Here is a 16671-nt window from a genome sequence, read left to right as displayed (position 1 = left end):
ATTTCTTTTAAAAATGCGTAAACTAAAATTATACAATTAATTCATCGTTAAGCCACCATCAACAGTAATATTTTGACCTGTTACACCGCGGGCTTCATCTGATGCAAGATATACAACCATATTCGCAACATCTTGAGGTGTTGTAACCTTTTAAGAGGAGTTGTTTGAGCGATTAATTCAAATACTTCAGGAGTAGTAACAGCACTAGCATCCGTAGTCTTTAATAGACTACCTGAAACAACATTTGCTGTAATTCCGAATTGACTAAGTTCGGCTGCAATATTACGAGTGAAACCGATAAGTCCTGCTTTTGCAGTTGTATACCATGATAAGGAACGACAGGGTTTTGATACAGATTAGTTCCAATACTTATGATACAACCACTTTGTTGTGCAATGAATTGAGAAATAACACTTTGTGTAACATTGAATGCACCTTTTAAAGTACCATTAAGTTGTTGCTCATAATCTTCCCAAGTTAAATCCTTAAATGCTTTCTGTTGTGTTGGATCAAATTTAAAATTAACTAATGCATTATTAATGACAATATCAATTTGACCAAAATGCTCTGTGGCTTGTTGTATCATTTGATCTACTTCAGTACGATTTGTAACATCAGCTTGAATAGCAATGACTTTATTTTCATCATAATTTGCGATTAAACGTTCTGCTTTGTCTTTATTTTGTTTGTAATTGACTACGACATTGTAATTTTTTCCAGTAAAGTTGTCGCGATTTGAGCTCCAAGATCACGACTACTTCCTGTAATAATTGCAGTTTTTATCATTTTTATAAGCGCCCAAGTTAAACTTTAATTAAGAAAAAATGCACAACACTCTAGAGAAAAGTTGTGCATCTTAGTAATTAATATATGAAGACAGATTAATAGTAAGATTATATTTCACACTTTCCTCCGCTAGTGTTAACTAGTTCAGGTTCAAAGGGTTTGGATAAATCTATCTCAGTTCTTAAACACCCCTAGTGCTATATATTATAAACATATGTGTTTTGAAAAATAATGTCAATACGATTAAGAAGCTCTATACATTTTTCAATAGTAAAAGAAACATCCTGTAAAAATTTTCCGAGGAAAATTGAAGTTGCTCGATTTTCCGTGGAATTATTTTTATTATCTATTATCAACTTCACGATAAATTTTAATAATACGTGCAATTTTTTCAATAATAGGATTTAGAGAATCTAAATCTTTATGAATATCGTATTCATTAATATTCACGCGAACTACAGGACAAGCATTAAAGTTATTTATCCAATTTTCATAACGTTTAAATAGCTTTTTCCAATATCCAGGATTAGTATTAATCTCCATATCACGACCGCGTTGTTTGATACGATCAATCACCTCATCATAATCACACTCTAGATAAATAAGCACATCTGGTTTGGGGAAATATGGTGTCATTACCATGGCATCGAATAATTCTGCGTATGTATGATAATCTTCTTTACTCATGGTACCTTGTTCTTCATGCATTTTCGCGAAAATATCAACATCTTCATAAATTGAGCGATCTTGTACAAAACCGCCACCATATTCAAACATGCGCTTTTGTTCTTTAAAGCGTTTGGCAAGAAAATAGATTTGAAGATGGAAACTCCAACGTTCAAAATCGTGATAAAATTTATCTAAATAAGGGTTATGATCCACGTTTTCAAATGAAGTTTTAAAATTTAATTTATCAGCCAGTGCTTGTGTTAGCGTCGATTTACCTATGCCCACTGTACCAGCGATTGTAATGATTGCATTTTGGGGGATGCTATAATTATTCATCTTTAACGAGCTCCAATCATTGGTTTTACTATATTTAAAATATCTTGATAATCGTCTTCATTTTCAACAAAATCTACGTTTGTCGTATCAATAAGTACGATATTTGCACCTTCATTTTTTAACGATTCATAGTACGCTTGATAATCTTTTTTTAAAGTTAATAAGTAATCATCTTCGATGTGCGATTCAAAACTACGATTACGTTTAGCAATTCTTGATTTTAATACCTCTAAATCGGCATCTAAAAAGATAATTATGTTAGGCATTTCTAAGTCTTCAGTTAAAATGTCAAAAATGCGACTAAATTTATCAAATTCTGAGGCATTTAAGGTATTTTTAGCAAATATTTTATTTTTATGAATATGATAATCACTAACTACACCTTGGCGTAATTCTTCAATATCTCTAATTTGTTTATATCTGTTACATAAAAAGAACATTTCTGTCTGGAAACTCCACTTTTCAATATCATCGTAAAAATCAGATAAAAAAGGATTCTCATCTACAATTTCTTTTTCTTCATAAAAGCCTAGTGAGTGGCTTAAACGATTGGCAAGTGAAGATTTTCCAACACCTATAGGTCCTTCAATAGCAATAAAAGGTTTATTCATAATCACTTCTCCAAATGTTAAGATAGACAATGAGTATTGTACCATAAGTGAGGTATTCCGACATATGAGAAATGATAAGGATTATATGCGTTTAGCAATTAAAGAAGCGCACAAAGCAATGACTATTGGCGAAGTGCCTATTGGAGCTATTATCGTTAAAGATCACCAAGTGATTGCTCGCGCTCACAATTTAAGAGAAACATTACAACAACCGACTGCTCATGCAGAACATATAGTAATTGAACGGGCATCAGAAATCGTTGGAAGCTGGAGATTAGAGGATTGTACTTTATATGTCACATTAGAACCATGCGTGATGTGTGCGGGAGCTATTGTAATGAGTCGTATTCCAAGAGTCGTCTACGGTGCTACTGATCCTAAAGGTGGATGTTCTGGAAGTTTGATGAATTTACTTGAGCAACCTCAGTTTAATCATCGATCTAGTGTTGAATCGGGGGTTTTGGAAAAGGAATGTAGCCAGCTACTTCAAAGTTTTTTTAAACAAATTCGTGAACAGAAAAAAGCTTTGAAACAAGTGAAGATACAAAACGATGCAAATTTGTTAGAATGATGATGTACAGCAAATGAGAGAAGAAAATATCACCATACATTACAGAAATATTGAAACATAAAAGATATATTGATATCAATCAAAGGCAGGGTGTACCCAATATATTAATTAAATTACGCTTTATATCTAAGTACTTTTGTCTAAAATAATAAAAAGATGCATACGTAAGTGGTATTAAAATATTTGTCTTACAATCAATCAGAAACGAGGTCAACGAATGATAAAGCTAATTGCAACAGATATGGATGGAACATTACTTAACGCAGCACACGAAATTTCTTCAACAAATCAGGAAGCCATTAAATTTGCTCAAGAACACGGTATTACAGTGGTCATCGCAACTGGTAGAGCATTTTATGAAGCTAATACGCCCATTGCAGAAACTGATTTAAAGGTACCTTACATATGTTTAAATGGGGCTGAAGTACGTGATGAGTCATTTAATATTATGAGTACGTCACATCTTAACCACTCGTTGGTTAAAAAAGTTACGACGACTTTAAAAGATAAAGATATATACTATCAAATTTATACCAACAGAGGGATTTACACTGAAGACCCTAAGCGTGATTTAGCTATTTATATAGATATCGCTGAACGTGCTGGTCAAAAAGCAGATGTTACAAAAATTAAAAATAGCATACAAAAACGTATCGACAACGGTACTTTAAAAGTCGTTGATAATTATGACAATATTGAAGATATTCCAGGCGAATTAATTATGAAGGTGTTAGCGTTTGATTCAGATTTAGGTAAAATAGATCAAGTAGGTCAAGAATTAGCGTTATCGCCTAACCTTGCAGTTTCTTCCTCTTCAAGAGGTAATTTAGAAATCACTCATTCCGATGCTCAAAAAGGGATTGCATTATCAACAATTGCGAAACAACTTGGTGTTGATTTAAAACATGTGATGGCATTAGGTGATAACCTAAATGATATTTCTATGCTAGAAAGAGTGGGATATCCTGTAGCAATGGATAATGCGACTCAAGAAGTTAAAACTATAGCTAAGTATATGACTGATTCTAATGAAAATAGTGGTGTTGGGAAAGCCGTAATGAAATTTTTAAAGAGCGAAAATGATATAACTTAATTAAGAGGTGTCAAAAATGAAAGGATTAATTATTGTTGGGAGTGCCCAAGTAGGGTCTCACACAAATGCTTTAGCAAAATATTTAAAAGGTCAATTAGGTGCACATCAAGTTGATGTGGAAATTTTTGATTTGGCTGAAACGCCTATTTATCAGTTAGACTTTTCAGGTACAACTCAAGCAGTTGATGAGATTAAGAATAATGTTAAAGATCTTCAAGAAAAAGCGATGGAATCGGATTTCTTAATTTTAGGAACACCAAATTATCATGGTTCTTACTCAGGAATTCTTAAAAATGCATTAGACCATTTAAATATGGATTATTTCAAAATGAAACCTGTAGGATTAATTGGTAATAGTGGTGGAATCGTAAGCTCTGAACCATTATCTCATTTAAGAGTCATCGTACGTAGTTTGCTAGGTATTGCTGTACCTACTCAAATTGCGACATATGATTCAGATTACGCTAAACTCGATGATGGGACATTATATTTAGAAGATAATGAATTCCAACTGCGTGCTAAATTATTTGTAGATCAAATTGTATCATTTGTGAATAATAGTCCTTATGAACATTTAAAATAAATGTAAATTGAAAACTGACCCTTAGTGAAGGCTAGCAGTGGTTCACTAAGGGTTAAGTATTTATTTTTTGTTTAGAGGAAATTTTATTATATTAAAATCTATTTAATACTTTTAAGAAAGTATTCCCATTTCTTTATCACATTTTGCTTAAAATAGGCCTCAACAGCAACATAACAATTATTAGAGAAATCACTTCGTATTCCTGGATGATTCAATAAATGTTTAACTTTTTCATACAGTTCTTCTTCATTATTCTTTTCTACTAAGTAACCATTTACACCATTTTCTATCAGTTCGCCTGGGCCGTATTTAATATCGTAACTGATAGTAGGGAGACCATGTGACTCACATTCTAATAATGCTAGTGAAAAACCTTCCATATTACTTGTAATTAAATTCATATATGCGTCATGATATTCATTTGTTAAATCATTTAAAAATCCTCTTAAAAATACATGCTCTTCTAATTCTAGTTGTTTAATACGCTCTCTCAAGTGCCGCTCTTCTTTACCAAACCCATACATATGTAACTCTATGCTTGGAAAGTCTTCTTTTAACTGATGGATTAAGTCGATTTGCTGTGTTAATTGCTTTTCAGGAGAGTATCTTGCTACAGAAATTAATTTTCTAGGTGGAATAGCAACATCATTATTTGTAGAAGATTGCGTATCAACGGAAGTAAAACCAACTGGTATAGCAACAACAGGAATTGAATTATTAATTCTTGCACTTACATCTAATTGTTGTTGTATCGTAGATACCACAATTGCTTTATAGCGATTTAAATGTTCGAATACACCCTTATAAACATTTTTAAAAGAAGAATGTTCTAAATCATTGATATCTTTGATATGTGTACTGTGTAGCACTGCGATGACTGGAATATCAGTTGATGTCAAATTAAACACATGGGATGTATGAAGATTACGGTCACTAAAAAAGATATCGCCATTTTTATATATCTTTTCTATAAAAAATGCACCTAATTCATTATCATTATTGAAAAACAAAGTTCTACCTAAATCATTCAACATAATTTTTTTTGCCACATTAGGATTATTTGAATTAATATCATAATATTTTTCAATTTTGACGTTCCCTTGAGGAGAAAAGTAATATTCAGCTTGAATTTTTTGGTCTGTCGATGGTATTCTGACACAACTCAAAAAACCACGCGTGTCGTACAGTTCTCTTTTTACTTTTCTTCTTGACGTATCAAAATAATTGATATAATCGAGTTTTTTATACGTTTCATCTGCAAAATGTGCGTACATAATAAATTGTTGATGATCGTATATTCGCACATCATTTGACTCACTTACTGGTTTGATTATATATCCACATTCTTTTTCCCAATAATGAAGCCAGTTTTTACTATAAACAGATGTCACATGGCATGCTTCTTGGAAGTAATCATACATATTGATATAATCTTCACTGCTAATATATTTAGAAGATGTATCAGTTAAATAGCGATTCCATGATAATAGCACAATCTTTGCATAATAACCGTATTCTTTAAACAGACTTAAGCGATTAATAATAGCTTTTTCAATGCCAGCTAATTTATGACCGATATTATTACCTACAAAATAGAACATAAGTTACCTCTTAATTATAGTTAATTTTAATTTACAAATATTGTAACATAACAAAAACTTAATATATTAATAAAAGTAATATAGATACATTCAAAATAATTATTTTAACTATCGATTATCAAGAATTTTAAACTATTAACATTCAGAAAATTTAAAATAATGATATCGCTTTCAAATGAAACTATGATAAACTTAGCTAGTAGAGATGTTTTTCTAAACAAAGGGGTGGGGGTAACTATGAAATGATATCGATATTTTATCATCACGATGATAGTCATTATGACTATGGCTAACTATATTGATCGTGGTGCAATTTCATATGCTCAAGAAGATATTATTAAAGAATTTGGATTTGATACCATTGCATGGGGATCAATTTTAGGCTACTTTGGATATGGTTACATGTTTGGTTCTTTAATTGGCGGTATTACGGCAGATAAGAAGGGACCTAAATTTGTATGGATTGTTGCAGGAACAGCATGGTCTTTAGCTGAAATTGCCATGGCATTTGCTGGAGAATTAGGAATGGCAGTATTTGGGGGATCAGCGCTTGCAGGTTTTGCTTTTCTCAGAGTACTCTTTGGTATATCTGAAGGACCTATATTTTCAACCATTAGTAAAAAAATACAAACTGGGCTGCACCAAAGGAACGTGGCTTACTTTCCGGATTGGGTCTCATTGGTGTACCACTCACTGGGTGCATTGATTACAGCTCCCATTGTCTCAGGATTCTTGACCATTGCAAGTTGGCGTATACTTTTCGTCTTACTAGGTATCATTGGCTTAGTATGGGTCGTTATATGGGCAAAAGTTTTTACAGATTACCCAGAAGATAATAAGAAAGTGTCTGAAGAGGAATTAAGAGAAATTCGATCAACAGAAGCCAGTTTAAATGTTGAAAAAACAATTGAAACGGAAAAGGGTCATGAAAAGTGGCATCACTTTTTTAAAAGTCCAACACTTGTAGGAAACATGGTTGGTTATTTTGGCTTTCAGTATGTTAATTTCCTTATACTCACTTGGACACCTAAATAATTTACAAGATGAGTATCACTTTGAAATACACTTTCTATGGTATCTAGGTATGATGCCTTGGATTGGCGCATGTTTTATGGCTTACTTTGGTGGACAAATTTTAGATTGGTTACGTCAGAAGACTGGAAGTTTGCGCATTGCGCGTGCATACTTTGCTATAGCAGGAATGATATGTGCAGCTGTATGTTTCTTGATTATTCCATTTACATATAGCATCGTTGCAGTTATGGTATTGATGATGGTTGGTAATGCATTTATTTTCTTACCCAATGCTGTCTATTGGGCAGTTATAATTGATACAGCGCCAAATAAAACAGGTACATATGGAGGGATGACTTACTTTTTTGTGAATACCGCTACCGTTATTGCACCCACACTAACAGGATTCCTTGTTGCATGGCATGGTTATTCAACGATGTTCATCTCAGCCGTTGTGGCTTCACTCATTAGCATTATCGCTATGTGCTTTGTTAAACCAGGTGAAAAGGATATGGGACATCACTAACGTTACTTCTTTTTATATCGACTTTTAAAAAATTTTAATGAAATATACATGTAGCAATTAATTTAAATTGAAAAATAAGAGTTGCTTCGCTCATTGTGAGGCAACTCTTATTTACAGACTACTTTTGTATAGTCATCAATCAAAATTTATATTAAAATCTTTAATTGTCATATCTTCTCTCATCAAATGCTTCAATAGGTGTTTTGATTTCATCTCATACATATTGGAATTCTGAGCAATCTTTACCTGCGGGGTCATCAAAGGCCCAATGTTCTCTAATAATATGAGGAGGAAGTGTAGGGCATTTTTCATCCGCATCGCTACAAAGTGTTACTACTAAATCGGTTTGCTGTAAAATTTTCTCATCTGTAAAATCAGAGGTATAATTTGAGATATCAATGGCGACTTCTTTCATAGCTTGAATTGCTTTAGGATTAACACCATGCGTTTCAATACCTCCGGAATATATGTTCCAACGCGCACTGAGTATCAAATTTGTCCGGCCTTCAGCCATTTGACTACGACAAGAATTCCCTGCTCATATAAAATAAATGGTCTCTTTGTTCATTTTAAACACCTACTTTTAAAAGATGGTGAGTGTTAGGTATAATCCTAGTAATGTGAAGAATAATACAGGGATAGTTATTACGATACCAGTTTTGAAATATCTCCCCCATGAGATTTTGACATCTTTTTGTGTTAAAACATGCAACCATAATAAAGTAGCTAAAGAACCAATGGGGGTTATTTTAGGACCTAAATCTGCACCAATCACATTAGCGTAAATCATACCTTCTTTTAGAGAACCAACAATATGTGGTTGTCCAATTGCAATCTCATCAATTAAGACAGTTGGCATGTTGTTCATGATTGCTGAAAGAAAGGCTGATATATTCCCATGACACTGCTGAAAAGTCCATGATTAGCTATAGTTGATAATTCAGTAGCTACTAAGATCGACGTAACACCTACATTTTTTAATCCAAATACGATAAGATACATGCTGATTGAAAATATAACGATATTCCAAGGTCGCCTTTAATGACTTGTTTCGTATGAACTGCGGCTGATTGACGAGCCAATAATATAAAAATAATAGCGATGATACCAGCGACGAATGATACTGGTATATGAATAACCTCACTAATCAAGTATCCCACAAGTAGTAAGCCTAAGACTGTCCATGATAATTTAAATAATTTTTGGTCATTAATGGCATTTTTAGGGCTTGGTAAATTTGAGATGTCAAAAGTTTGTGGCATGGATTTTTTGAAATAAAACCATAAAACTATAATACTGGTTACCAGAGAAAACAAATTAGGAATTATCATTCGACCTAAGTATTCAACAAAATTAATATTAAAGTAATCTGCGGATACGATATTAACTAAATTACTAATAACTAGTGGTAACGAGGTTGAATCAGCAATAGATCCACAGGCTATAAAAAACGGAAAAATATGTTTTTTATCAAACTGTAAGTTACGAACCATTGCTAAAACGATAGGTGTCAAAATTAATGCTGCACCATCATTGGCAAAGAATGCTGCAACAATTGAACCTAATAGCATGATAAATATAAACATTTTTAAGCCACTACCTTTTGATGCCTTAACCATGTGTATCGCTGACCACTCGAAGAAACCGATTTTATCGAGGATTAATGATATGAGGATTATAGCTACAAAGGTAATTGTCGCATTCCAAACAATACCTGTTACCTCTAATACATCTGAAAAACTTACTACACCGTTATAATTACAATAATAGCTCCAACTAAAGCAGAGATACCAATATCTAGGCCTTTAGGGTTCCAGATGACAAAGAGTAGTGTTATGAGAAATATAATCATTGCAAATATTGTTGTCATTGACAGTCACCTTTGCTAATAGTTTGACATATACATTGCTCGTTAGATGTATAAATTGAAGTTAAATGCTCGTTAAGTTGCTTAAATAATGTAAGGTTAAGTTGATATATATTTGTTTATTACCCATTTTATTAGCAGATATTATTTTGTGATTTATAAGAAGTTTCATATGATGTCTTAAAGTAAGTTGTGAAAATTGAAAGTATTTAAGTAAATCACATGCACAAAGGTCTCCACAAGAGAGTAAATCTAATATTTCTAATCTACTAGGATGGGCGATGACTTTTAATAATACCGATGTTTCTTGATATGACATTATGTGCCTCCGTAATAATTACATAGATTAACACCTATATAGATAAGTGTCTATATTCCGCTAAATTCTCAATAAACAAAAAACTCTGCAAGTTTAGCCTTCAATCTTCAAGACTTACTTGCAGAGCTAGTTTATATTCATCATTGTTTTAAATGATTTGATACTTGAATATATCATTAATTGCAAAGTAAAAAGATACTTAGACTTATTTTCTATACTTTAAACGTGCAAAAGCATCGTGTTGATGGATAGATTCTTCATTACGACATTCAATGTCAAAGCCTTCAATCCAATCAAATTCAACCAAATCTGCAGCAATCAAACGAATTAAATCTTCCACAAATCGAGGATTTTCATAAGCACGTTCTGTTACACGTTTTTCATCAGGGCGTTTTAAGATTGGGTATAGAACAGAGCTAGCATTAGCTTCCATTGCATCTAAAATTTTATCTTTATAATCATCAACCACATCATTATTTTTGACTAAATAAGTTTTAACTGTGACGATTCCTCGTTGATTATGTGCCGAGTATTCACTGATTTCTTTAGAACAAGGGCACAGCGTTGTCACAGCAGCTTCAACTGTTAATTCTTTGCGAGTTACGTTATGACCATCAATAGCTAAACCATACGTGACACTCGCATTACCTACTGCTTTAATGTTAGTGACAGGGCTAAAGCGATCAAAAAACCACTTGCTTGAAACGTCAACACCTGCTGCGTGTTGATTCATTTTTTCTTGTAGTGTGCGTAATAATTGGTACAGTGTATTAAACTCTAATTCAATACCATTGTCGTAGTGCTTCTCTACACTTTCTAATATACGGCTCATGTTAATACCTTTTTCATCTTTATTTAAACTCGTTGAAAAGCTAAATAAACCTGCAGTTTGATATTGGTCAATCAACACAGGATAAGTTAAATTTTTAATTCCTACTTCTTCTATTTTAAATAGGAAATTTTTATGTGAACTCTGTAAATCGGTCATTTTGTTTTTAGCCGTAGGTTTCGTACCTTTAACAGGGTCTACAGAACCAAAGTGCTTCCAACGACCCTCTCTAGTGGATAAATCAAATTCTGTCATGTTTTACCTCCATTTAAGATTCGAAGTGATACGTCCAAAATGGCTCAACTTTTAAAAAGCTCTGTGCTTGTCCATTGATTTCAGGACTTGCAAGTTGCCTTAAAAAAGGTCCTGTTTGAGATGCATGTGCTTCAAAAGCTTTTAGTTTTATATCACTATATTGTGAAATGTCATTCTGAATATCTGGTTCTCCAAGAATATCTGGCGCATCATTACTAAATGCGACTAGCGTCAGTCGAGGGCGTTCTGAAGATTTCATGCGTTTCACCGTTCGAACCACAACATTAGCAGTCGCTTCATGATCAGGATGTACTGCAAACTTTGGATAAAATGAAATGATTAATGATGGATTTGTATCTTCAATAAGATGTTTAACCATAGCATCCATTTGGTCATATGGCTCAAATTCAACAGTTTTATCTCTTAATCTCATTTTTCTTAAATCAGTAATACCTATTGCTTTACAAGCTTCTTCAAGCTCACGCTCACGAATATGAGGTAGAGACTCTCGAGTAGCAAAAGGAGGATTACCTAAGTTACGACCCATTTGTCCTAAAGTTAAGCAAGCATAAGTAACAGGTATGCCTTTATCGATATAACTTGCAAGTGTTCCAGCAGATGAGAAAGTTTCATCATCTGGGTGCGGAAATATTACAAGTACGTGTCTTTCATCTGTCATGACTTATAAACCTCCTTTATTTATATTGAAAATGGCTTATCGCTCATTTCTATTGTAGCCGCCAGTTGTCCCTCATAATTAAATCCAGCAATGAGAAATTCATTGTCATCATTAGTCTCATAATGTGTGAGACCTTGGACGTAAACCCAGCCACCATCACGTAATTTGAGTCCAACGCGATAGGGATCTTTCTCGCCACCTTTAAGTTGTGCATGTTCATATGTGACTAAAATATTCCTTAAAAATGTTCCGGCGTTAAACACTTGTTGATCAAAATGATTGGCATAAGCACCATTTGTTGTTTCAACGTGGAGGTAGACGGGCTTATTTGCGTATGAAGTTAGTAAATCAAGTACTTCTTGTTCTTTAATCGGTTCCAACACGTTCACTCCCTTAAACTAAACCAGGTGTTGATTACGGACTACCGATAAAATATATCATTTACCAGCAAACTCGTTTATCTATCTATTTTACTAGAAAGCAATGTATATTTGTACACGAATGCTTGATTTAATTAGGAAAATTTTATTTAGTAATACGAATAGACTGTAGTTAACATGTTAAATTTCTTTAAAAAATGAATTATATTTTGTTAAATGATAACGTGAAGAGTATATAATAGGAGTGGAGTTCGAAGGGTGTAAGTGATGGGAATTTATATATAGAGGTGTTCAAAGTGAAAATGATTAATTTGGGTTCAAAGAAACTTGCGTCATTTTATGTGGCGTGTGAATTATATAAACAAATGCATCAAGAGCCAAATAGTAAATTAGGGTTAGCAACAGGTGGCACCATGACAGATTTGTACTACTATTTAGTAGATTTATTGGAAAAGAACAAGCTTGATGTTTCACATGTTGAAACGTTTAACTTAGATGAATATATAGGTTTAAAACCTAGTCATCCTCAAAGTTATCACTATTACATGAATGATGTGTTATTTAAACAGTACCCTCATTTTAAAAAAGATAATACGCATATTCCTAATGGTTATACCGAACAATTAGAAGATGAAGCGGAGCGCTATAATCAACTTTTAAACGATAAAGGTCCCGTTGATATTCAAATTTTAGGTATTGGAGAAAACGGGCATATTGGCTTCAATGAGCCTGGAACTGATTTACATAGTGAAACGCATATTGTTGATTTGACTGAAAGTACGATTCGTGCAAATAGTCGTTATTTTGATCATAAAGAAGATGTACCTAAGCAGGCAGTTTCTATGGGCCTTGCCAGTATTTTAAAAGCGAAAAGAATTATTTTACTTGCATTTGGCGAAAAGAAAAAAGATGCAATGAGTAAACTTCTAGATCAGCAAGTGACACGAAATGTACCTGCTACAATCTTACATGCACATCCCAATGTAGAAGTATATGTAGATGATGAAGCTGCCCCAGATCATTTATAAAATTGCTTTATAATATCATTCTTTTTTTCGTTTAGTTTAATAAAAGATATGTCGGGTAAGCACTTTCATATAAGAGGAACACTTAAAATGAAAGGATGACATTCATTGGAATTACAATTAGCCATTGACTTGCTAAATAAAGAAGAAGCAGTAAAATTAGCGCAACAAGTTGAAGAATATGTAGATATTGTTGAGATTGGGACACCTATCGTTATCAATGAAGGATTGTCATCAGTTCAACACTTAAATGAGAATATAAATAATGCTAAAGTATTAGCTGACCTAAAAATTATGGATGCAGCAGATTATGAAGTAAGTCAAGCAGTTAAATTTGGTGCTGATGTAGTTACAATTTTAGGGGTAGCTGAAGATACATCAATCAAAGCTGCAGTTGAAGAAGCACATAAACATGGTAAAGAATTATTAGTGGATATGATTGCTGTTAAAAATCTAGAACAACATGCAAAAGAATTAGATGAAATGGGTGCTGACTACATTGCAGTGCATACAGGTTATGACCTTCAAGCGGAAGGACAATCACCATTAGATAGTTTACGTACTGTTAAATCGGTAATTAAAAACTCTAAAGTTGCAGTTGCTGGTGGTATTAAACCAGATACTATCAAAGATATTGTTGCAGAAAATCCTGATTTAGTGATTGTTGGTGGAGGCATCGCAAATGCTGACAACCCAGTTGAAGCTGCAAAACAATGTCGTGTTGCAATAGAAGGTAGATAAGATGACTGAATTCAATAATTATCGACTTATTCTTGATGAGTTAAATCATACGCTCTCACTTGTTAATGACAGAGAATATGAACATTTTATTAATGATGTTGTTGGTGCAAATCGTATTTTTACAGCGGGTAAAGGACGTTCGGATTTGTTGCGAATAGTTTTGCGATGCGTTTAAACCAATTAAGCAAAAATGCATATGTTGTTGGTGAATCAACGACACCATCAATTAAAGAACATGATTTATTTATTATTATTTCTGGTTCTGGATCTACAGAACACTTAAGATTGTTAGCTGAGAAAGCACAAACGGTGGGGGCTAAAGTTGTATTATTAACTACTAATGCAGATTCAGCTATTGGAAAAATAGCAGAAATGATTGTTAAGCTACCTGCAGGGACAAAACATGATGTAGAAGGATCAAAACAGCCTCTAGGTAGCTTGTTTGAGCAAGCATCGCTTATTTTCTTAGATAGTGTGGTACTGCCGTTAATGGATGCATTCCATATTAATGAGGAAACTATGCAACGGAACCATGCAAATTTAGAGTAACGATTCGATAGGGAAGAGTCAGTGATTTCACTTATTTCGGAGTGGAGTTACTGGCTTTTTTGTTATGTAATGCAATTTTACTCTTTATAGTGTATATTTATAATACAATTACGTGTTAAGAGGTGAACATCATGAATTTTGACAACTATATTTTTGATTTTGATGGGACTTTAGCAGATACGACATCGTGCCATGTGTATGCAACACAACAAGCTTTTAAGAAATTAAAGTTAGAAGAACCATCAGTAGATAAAATCTTGGAAGCATTGGATGTAAGTTTAGATGAGAGTTTTAAAATCGTTGCTAATCAAGAATTAACAGAACAAGAATTAAAGCAATTAGTTCATACATATCACATTTATTATAGTGAATATGAAATTCATTATTTAAAAGAATATTCAGGGATAAGTTAAACACTGCAACTATTACATAATAAAAAGAAAAAGTTATTTGTAGTATCTAATAAAAAATAGCTGTGATAACAAGATATTTAGATTCGGGCGTTTTATGAGTGATGCATTAGGATTACATGAACAAGAAGAGCTTAAATCTTATCATGAGACAATTCAGAATTTAATCCAAAATAATCATTTAAATCTTGGTAGAACAGTTTATATTGGAGACACGTCATATGACGTGCAAAGCACGAATAAATCTAATGTTAAATCATGTGTGGTTACTTGGGGAGTACAATCTGCTCATGAATTGTTGCAAGAGAATCCTCATTATGTAGTGAATGAATCCGAAGAACTTATAACGATTTTATAGTTTTAATCCACCTTAATTTCTCATATAGAAGTTAAGGTTTTTTTAATGAAATGAAGCAAGTATAATGTAAACATATCGATAGATAAAGTATACATATGGTAATGGTAGAAATAATAAAAAAATTATATTTATATGGCGAGCAATATCCTCAACACTTGACATTAGTTTTTGAGGACCAAAGATTGACTTATAGTGAATTAATTCAAGAGATAAATCATGCAGGTGAGCGATATTCTCACATACAATTAAACGAAAAAGTTGGATTGTTACAAAATCATCCTATCAATAATATCATTGATTACTTTGCAATTCATCAGCAAGGTGGAATACCGTGTTTCTTCAACCACGAGTGGAGTAGTGCAACGATTAATGAACTAATATCAAGATATGGCATACATTGAATGATTCACCATAATCAAATTCTGTTTACGCAACATGGCAGAAAGCAAAGTAGAAATCTAGTGAAAGATCAAATGTTGCATATAGGCTTTACTTCAGGTACAACTGGTTTACCCAAGGCTTATTATAGAAATGAACAATCTTGGATTGTTTCGTTTCTTACGAAGAAAACGAAAAGCTACTGAAACATGAAACAGAGGTGTTTATCGCACTAGGACCTTTATCGCATTCTCTATCTTTATATGCATGTATATATGCACTGTTTACCGGTCGCACATTTATAGGACAAAAAGTATTTAATGTGAATCTTCTCATTAATTTAATTAATGAAATAGGAATAACTACTTCCTTATTTGTAGTACCTACGATGTTACATCAATTCATTGTTCAAAAAGGTTATGCTCATTCAATAAAAAGTATTTTTAGTAGTGGTGCAAAGTTATCACAAGATCAATTTCAAAAGGTCACAGCTCTATATCCTAATACAGATCTAATTGAATTCTTTGGTACTTCAGAAGCGAGTTTTATTAGTTACAACTTTAACCAAACGGTACCAATTCAATCAGTGGGTAAATTATTTTCAAATGTAGATATTCGTTTGTTAGATAGTCATCCAAATGGAATTGGTTTATTATCGGTAAGAAGTAATATGACATTTAGTGGATATGTAAATAGTGAATATGATACTGAAGGTTGGATAGAAACAGGAGGTTATGCTTATATACAACGCAGAAATTTATTTTTAGTGAGAAGGAAGAGTGACCGAATAATTGTTGGTGACGTCAATGTATATCCTAGTGAGATTGAAAGATTAATCATGAATATTGAAGGTGTAAAAGAGGCAATTGTCATTGGAGAACCGCATCACAAATTTGGAGAAATAGCAGTACTTTTATACACAGGAGATAAAGAATTGGATTATTTTATGGTGAAAAGATATTTAATTCAACATCTTTCAAGATATGAAGTGCTGTCTAAATTTAAAAAAATAGAGCAAATGATTTACACAGAATCTGGAAAAATTGCTCGAGGTTTAATGAAAAATAAATTTTTGAATAGGAAGTTATAAT

Annotated in this window: 15 protein-coding genes, 6 pseudogenes and 1 riboswitch; of the genes and pseudogenes, 11 read left to right on the top strand and 10 right to left on the bottom strand. The window is 32.9% G+C overall.

What is annotated here, in order from left to right:
* Positions 1 to 36: 36 nt before the first annotated feature.
* The 3 genes and pseudogenes from DYE57_RS10360 to DYE57_RS10350 form a co-directional block, all read right to left on the bottom strand.
* Positions 37 to 661, bottom strand: a pseudogene (locus DYE57_RS10360) (SDR family oxidoreductase); the annotation flags it as partial.
* Positions 662 to 890: 229 nt separating this feature from the next.
* Positions 891 to 989, bottom strand: a riboswitch (TPP riboswitch).
* 139 nt (positions 990 to 1128) lie between these two features.
* The gene (locus DYE57_RS10355; protein WP_115313941.1) at positions 1129 to 1791 is read right to left on the bottom strand and encodes a deoxynucleoside kinase; all 663 of its coding nucleotides are present in this window, start codon (positions 1789 to 1791) and stop codon (positions 1129 to 1131) included.
* A gap of 2 nt (positions 1792 to 1793) precedes the next feature.
* Positions 1794 to 2402, bottom strand: coding sequence for a deoxynucleoside kinase (locus DYE57_RS10350; protein ID WP_115313940.1), 609 nt, complete (start codon positions 2400 to 2402; stop codon positions 1794 to 1796).
* 64 nt (positions 2403 to 2466) lie between these two features.
* On the opposite strand from DYE57_RS10350, the gene tadA reads away from it, so the two are divergent.
* From tadA to DYE57_RS10335, 3 genes are all read left to right on the top strand, one after another.
* Positions 2467 to 2973, top strand: a complete 507-nt coding sequence (gene tadA / locus DYE57_RS10345; RefSeq protein WP_115313939.1) for a tRNA adenosine(34) deaminase TadA — start codon at positions 2467 to 2469, stop codon at positions 2971 to 2973.
* Positions 2974 to 3190: 217 nt separating this feature from the next.
* Positions 3191 to 4066, top strand: coding sequence for an HAD family hydrolase (locus DYE57_RS10340; protein WP_115313938.1), 876 nt, complete (start codon positions 3191 to 3193; stop codon positions 4064 to 4066).
* Between the two features lie 16 nt (positions 4067 to 4082).
* On the top strand, positions 4083 to 4649 hold the full coding sequence (locus DYE57_RS10335; protein ID WP_115313937.1) for an NADPH-dependent FMN reductase: 567 nt from the start codon (positions 4083 to 4085) through the stop codon (positions 4647 to 4649).
* A gap of 98 nt (positions 4650 to 4747) precedes the next feature.
* Here the strand turns inward: DYE57_RS10335 and DYE57_RS10330 are convergent, their stop codons facing one another.
* Positions 4748 to 6250, bottom strand: a complete 1503-nt coding sequence (locus DYE57_RS10330) for a glycosyltransferase family 4 protein (RefSeq protein WP_115313936.1) — start codon at positions 6248 to 6250, stop codon at positions 4748 to 4750.
* Positions 6251 to 6535: 285 nt separating this feature from the next.
* On the opposite strand from DYE57_RS10330, the gene DYE57_RS12510 reads away from it, so the two are divergent.
* Together DYE57_RS12510 and DYE57_RS12505 are read left to right on the top strand one after the other, a co-directional pair.
* Positions 6536 to 7285: an MFS transporter gene (locus DYE57_RS12510; protein ID WP_238994475.1), complete on the top strand. Its 750-nt coding sequence runs from the start codon at positions 6536 to 6538 to the stop codon at positions 7283 to 7285.
* Entirely contained in the window at positions 7248 to 7790 is a 543-nt protein-coding gene (locus DYE57_RS12505) for an MFS transporter (protein ID WP_238394808.1), read from the top strand. The genes DYE57_RS12510 and DYE57_RS12505 overlap by 38 nt, the downstream gene beginning before the upstream one ends.
* Before the next feature lie 214 nt (positions 7791 to 8004).
* On the opposite strand, the pseudogene DYE57_RS10320 reads toward DYE57_RS12505, so the two are convergent.
* From DYE57_RS10320 to DYE57_RS10295, 6 genes and pseudogenes are all read right to left on the bottom strand, one after another.
* Positions 8005 to 8358 (bottom strand): annotated as a pseudogene (locus DYE57_RS10320) (arsenate reductase/protein-tyrosine-phosphatase family protein).
* 15 nt (positions 8359 to 8373) lie between these two features.
* Positions 8374 to 9660 (bottom strand): annotated as a pseudogene (locus DYE57_RS10315) (arsenic transporter).
* Positions 9657 to 9976 (bottom strand): annotated as a pseudogene (locus DYE57_RS10310) (ArsR/SmtB family transcription factor). Before DYE57_RS10310 ends, DYE57_RS10315 begins: the two co-directional pseudogenes overlap by 4 nt.
* Before the next feature lie 205 nt (positions 9977 to 10181).
* Entirely contained in the window at positions 10182 to 11060 is an 879-nt protein-coding gene (gene folE2, locus DYE57_RS10305) for a GTP cyclohydrolase FolE2 (protein WP_115313935.1), read from the bottom strand.
* Between the two features lie 13 nt (positions 11061 to 11073).
* Positions 11074 to 11739, bottom strand: a complete 666-nt coding sequence (gene bshB2 / locus DYE57_RS10300) for a bacillithiol biosynthesis deacetylase BshB2 (RefSeq protein ID WP_115313934.1) — start codon at positions 11737 to 11739, stop codon at positions 11074 to 11076.
* A 20-nt stretch (positions 11740 to 11759) separates the two neighbouring features.
* On the bottom strand, positions 11760 to 12122 hold the full coding sequence (locus tag DYE57_RS10295; RefSeq protein WP_185802527.1) for a YojF family protein: 363 nt from the start codon (positions 12120 to 12122) through the stop codon (positions 11760 to 11762).
* Positions 12123 to 12415: 293 nt separating this feature from the next.
* Here DYE57_RS10295 and nagB point away from each other — a divergent pair, with 293 nt between their 5' ends.
* From nagB to DYE57_RS10270, 6 genes and pseudogenes are all read left to right on the top strand, one after another.
* Positions 12416 to 13147, top strand: coding sequence for a glucosamine-6-phosphate deaminase (gene nagB, locus DYE57_RS10290; protein ID WP_115313932.1), 732 nt, complete (start codon positions 12416 to 12418; stop codon positions 13145 to 13147).
* Positions 13148 to 13252: 105 nt separating this feature from the next.
* Positions 13253 to 13885, top strand: coding sequence for a 3-hexulose-6-phosphate synthase (gene hxlA / locus DYE57_RS10285; RefSeq protein WP_115313931.1), 633 nt, complete (start codon positions 13253 to 13255; stop codon positions 13883 to 13885).
* Between the two features lies 1 nt (position 13886).
* Positions 13887 to 14434, top strand: a pseudogene (gene hxlB, locus DYE57_RS10280) (6-phospho-3-hexuloisomerase).
* Positions 14435 to 14565: 131 nt separating this feature from the next.
* The gene (locus DYE57_RS12500) at positions 14566 to 14847 is read left to right on the top strand and encodes an HAD family hydrolase (RefSeq protein WP_254426214.1); all 282 of its coding nucleotides are present in this window, start codon (positions 14566 to 14568) and stop codon (positions 14845 to 14847) included.
* A gap of 94 nt (positions 14848 to 14941) precedes the next feature.
* Positions 14942 to 15202, top strand: a complete 261-nt coding sequence (locus DYE57_RS12495) for an HAD family hydrolase (protein ID WP_254426213.1) — start codon at positions 14942 to 14944, stop codon at positions 15200 to 15202.
* 101 nt (positions 15203 to 15303) lie between these two features.
* Positions 15304 to 16670, top strand: a pseudogene (locus DYE57_RS10270) (AMP-binding protein).
* The last annotated feature ends 1 nt before the right edge of the window (position 16671 follow it).

Origin of the sequence: Staphylococcus saccharolyticus (assembly GCF_900458815.1) — a bacterium.
GTDB lineage: Bacteria > Bacillota > Bacilli > Staphylococcales > Staphylococcaceae > Staphylococcus > Staphylococcus saccharolyticus.
Note: the sequence above shows the minus strand (reverse complement) of the source record. Positions and strands in the feature narration are given on the sequence as shown.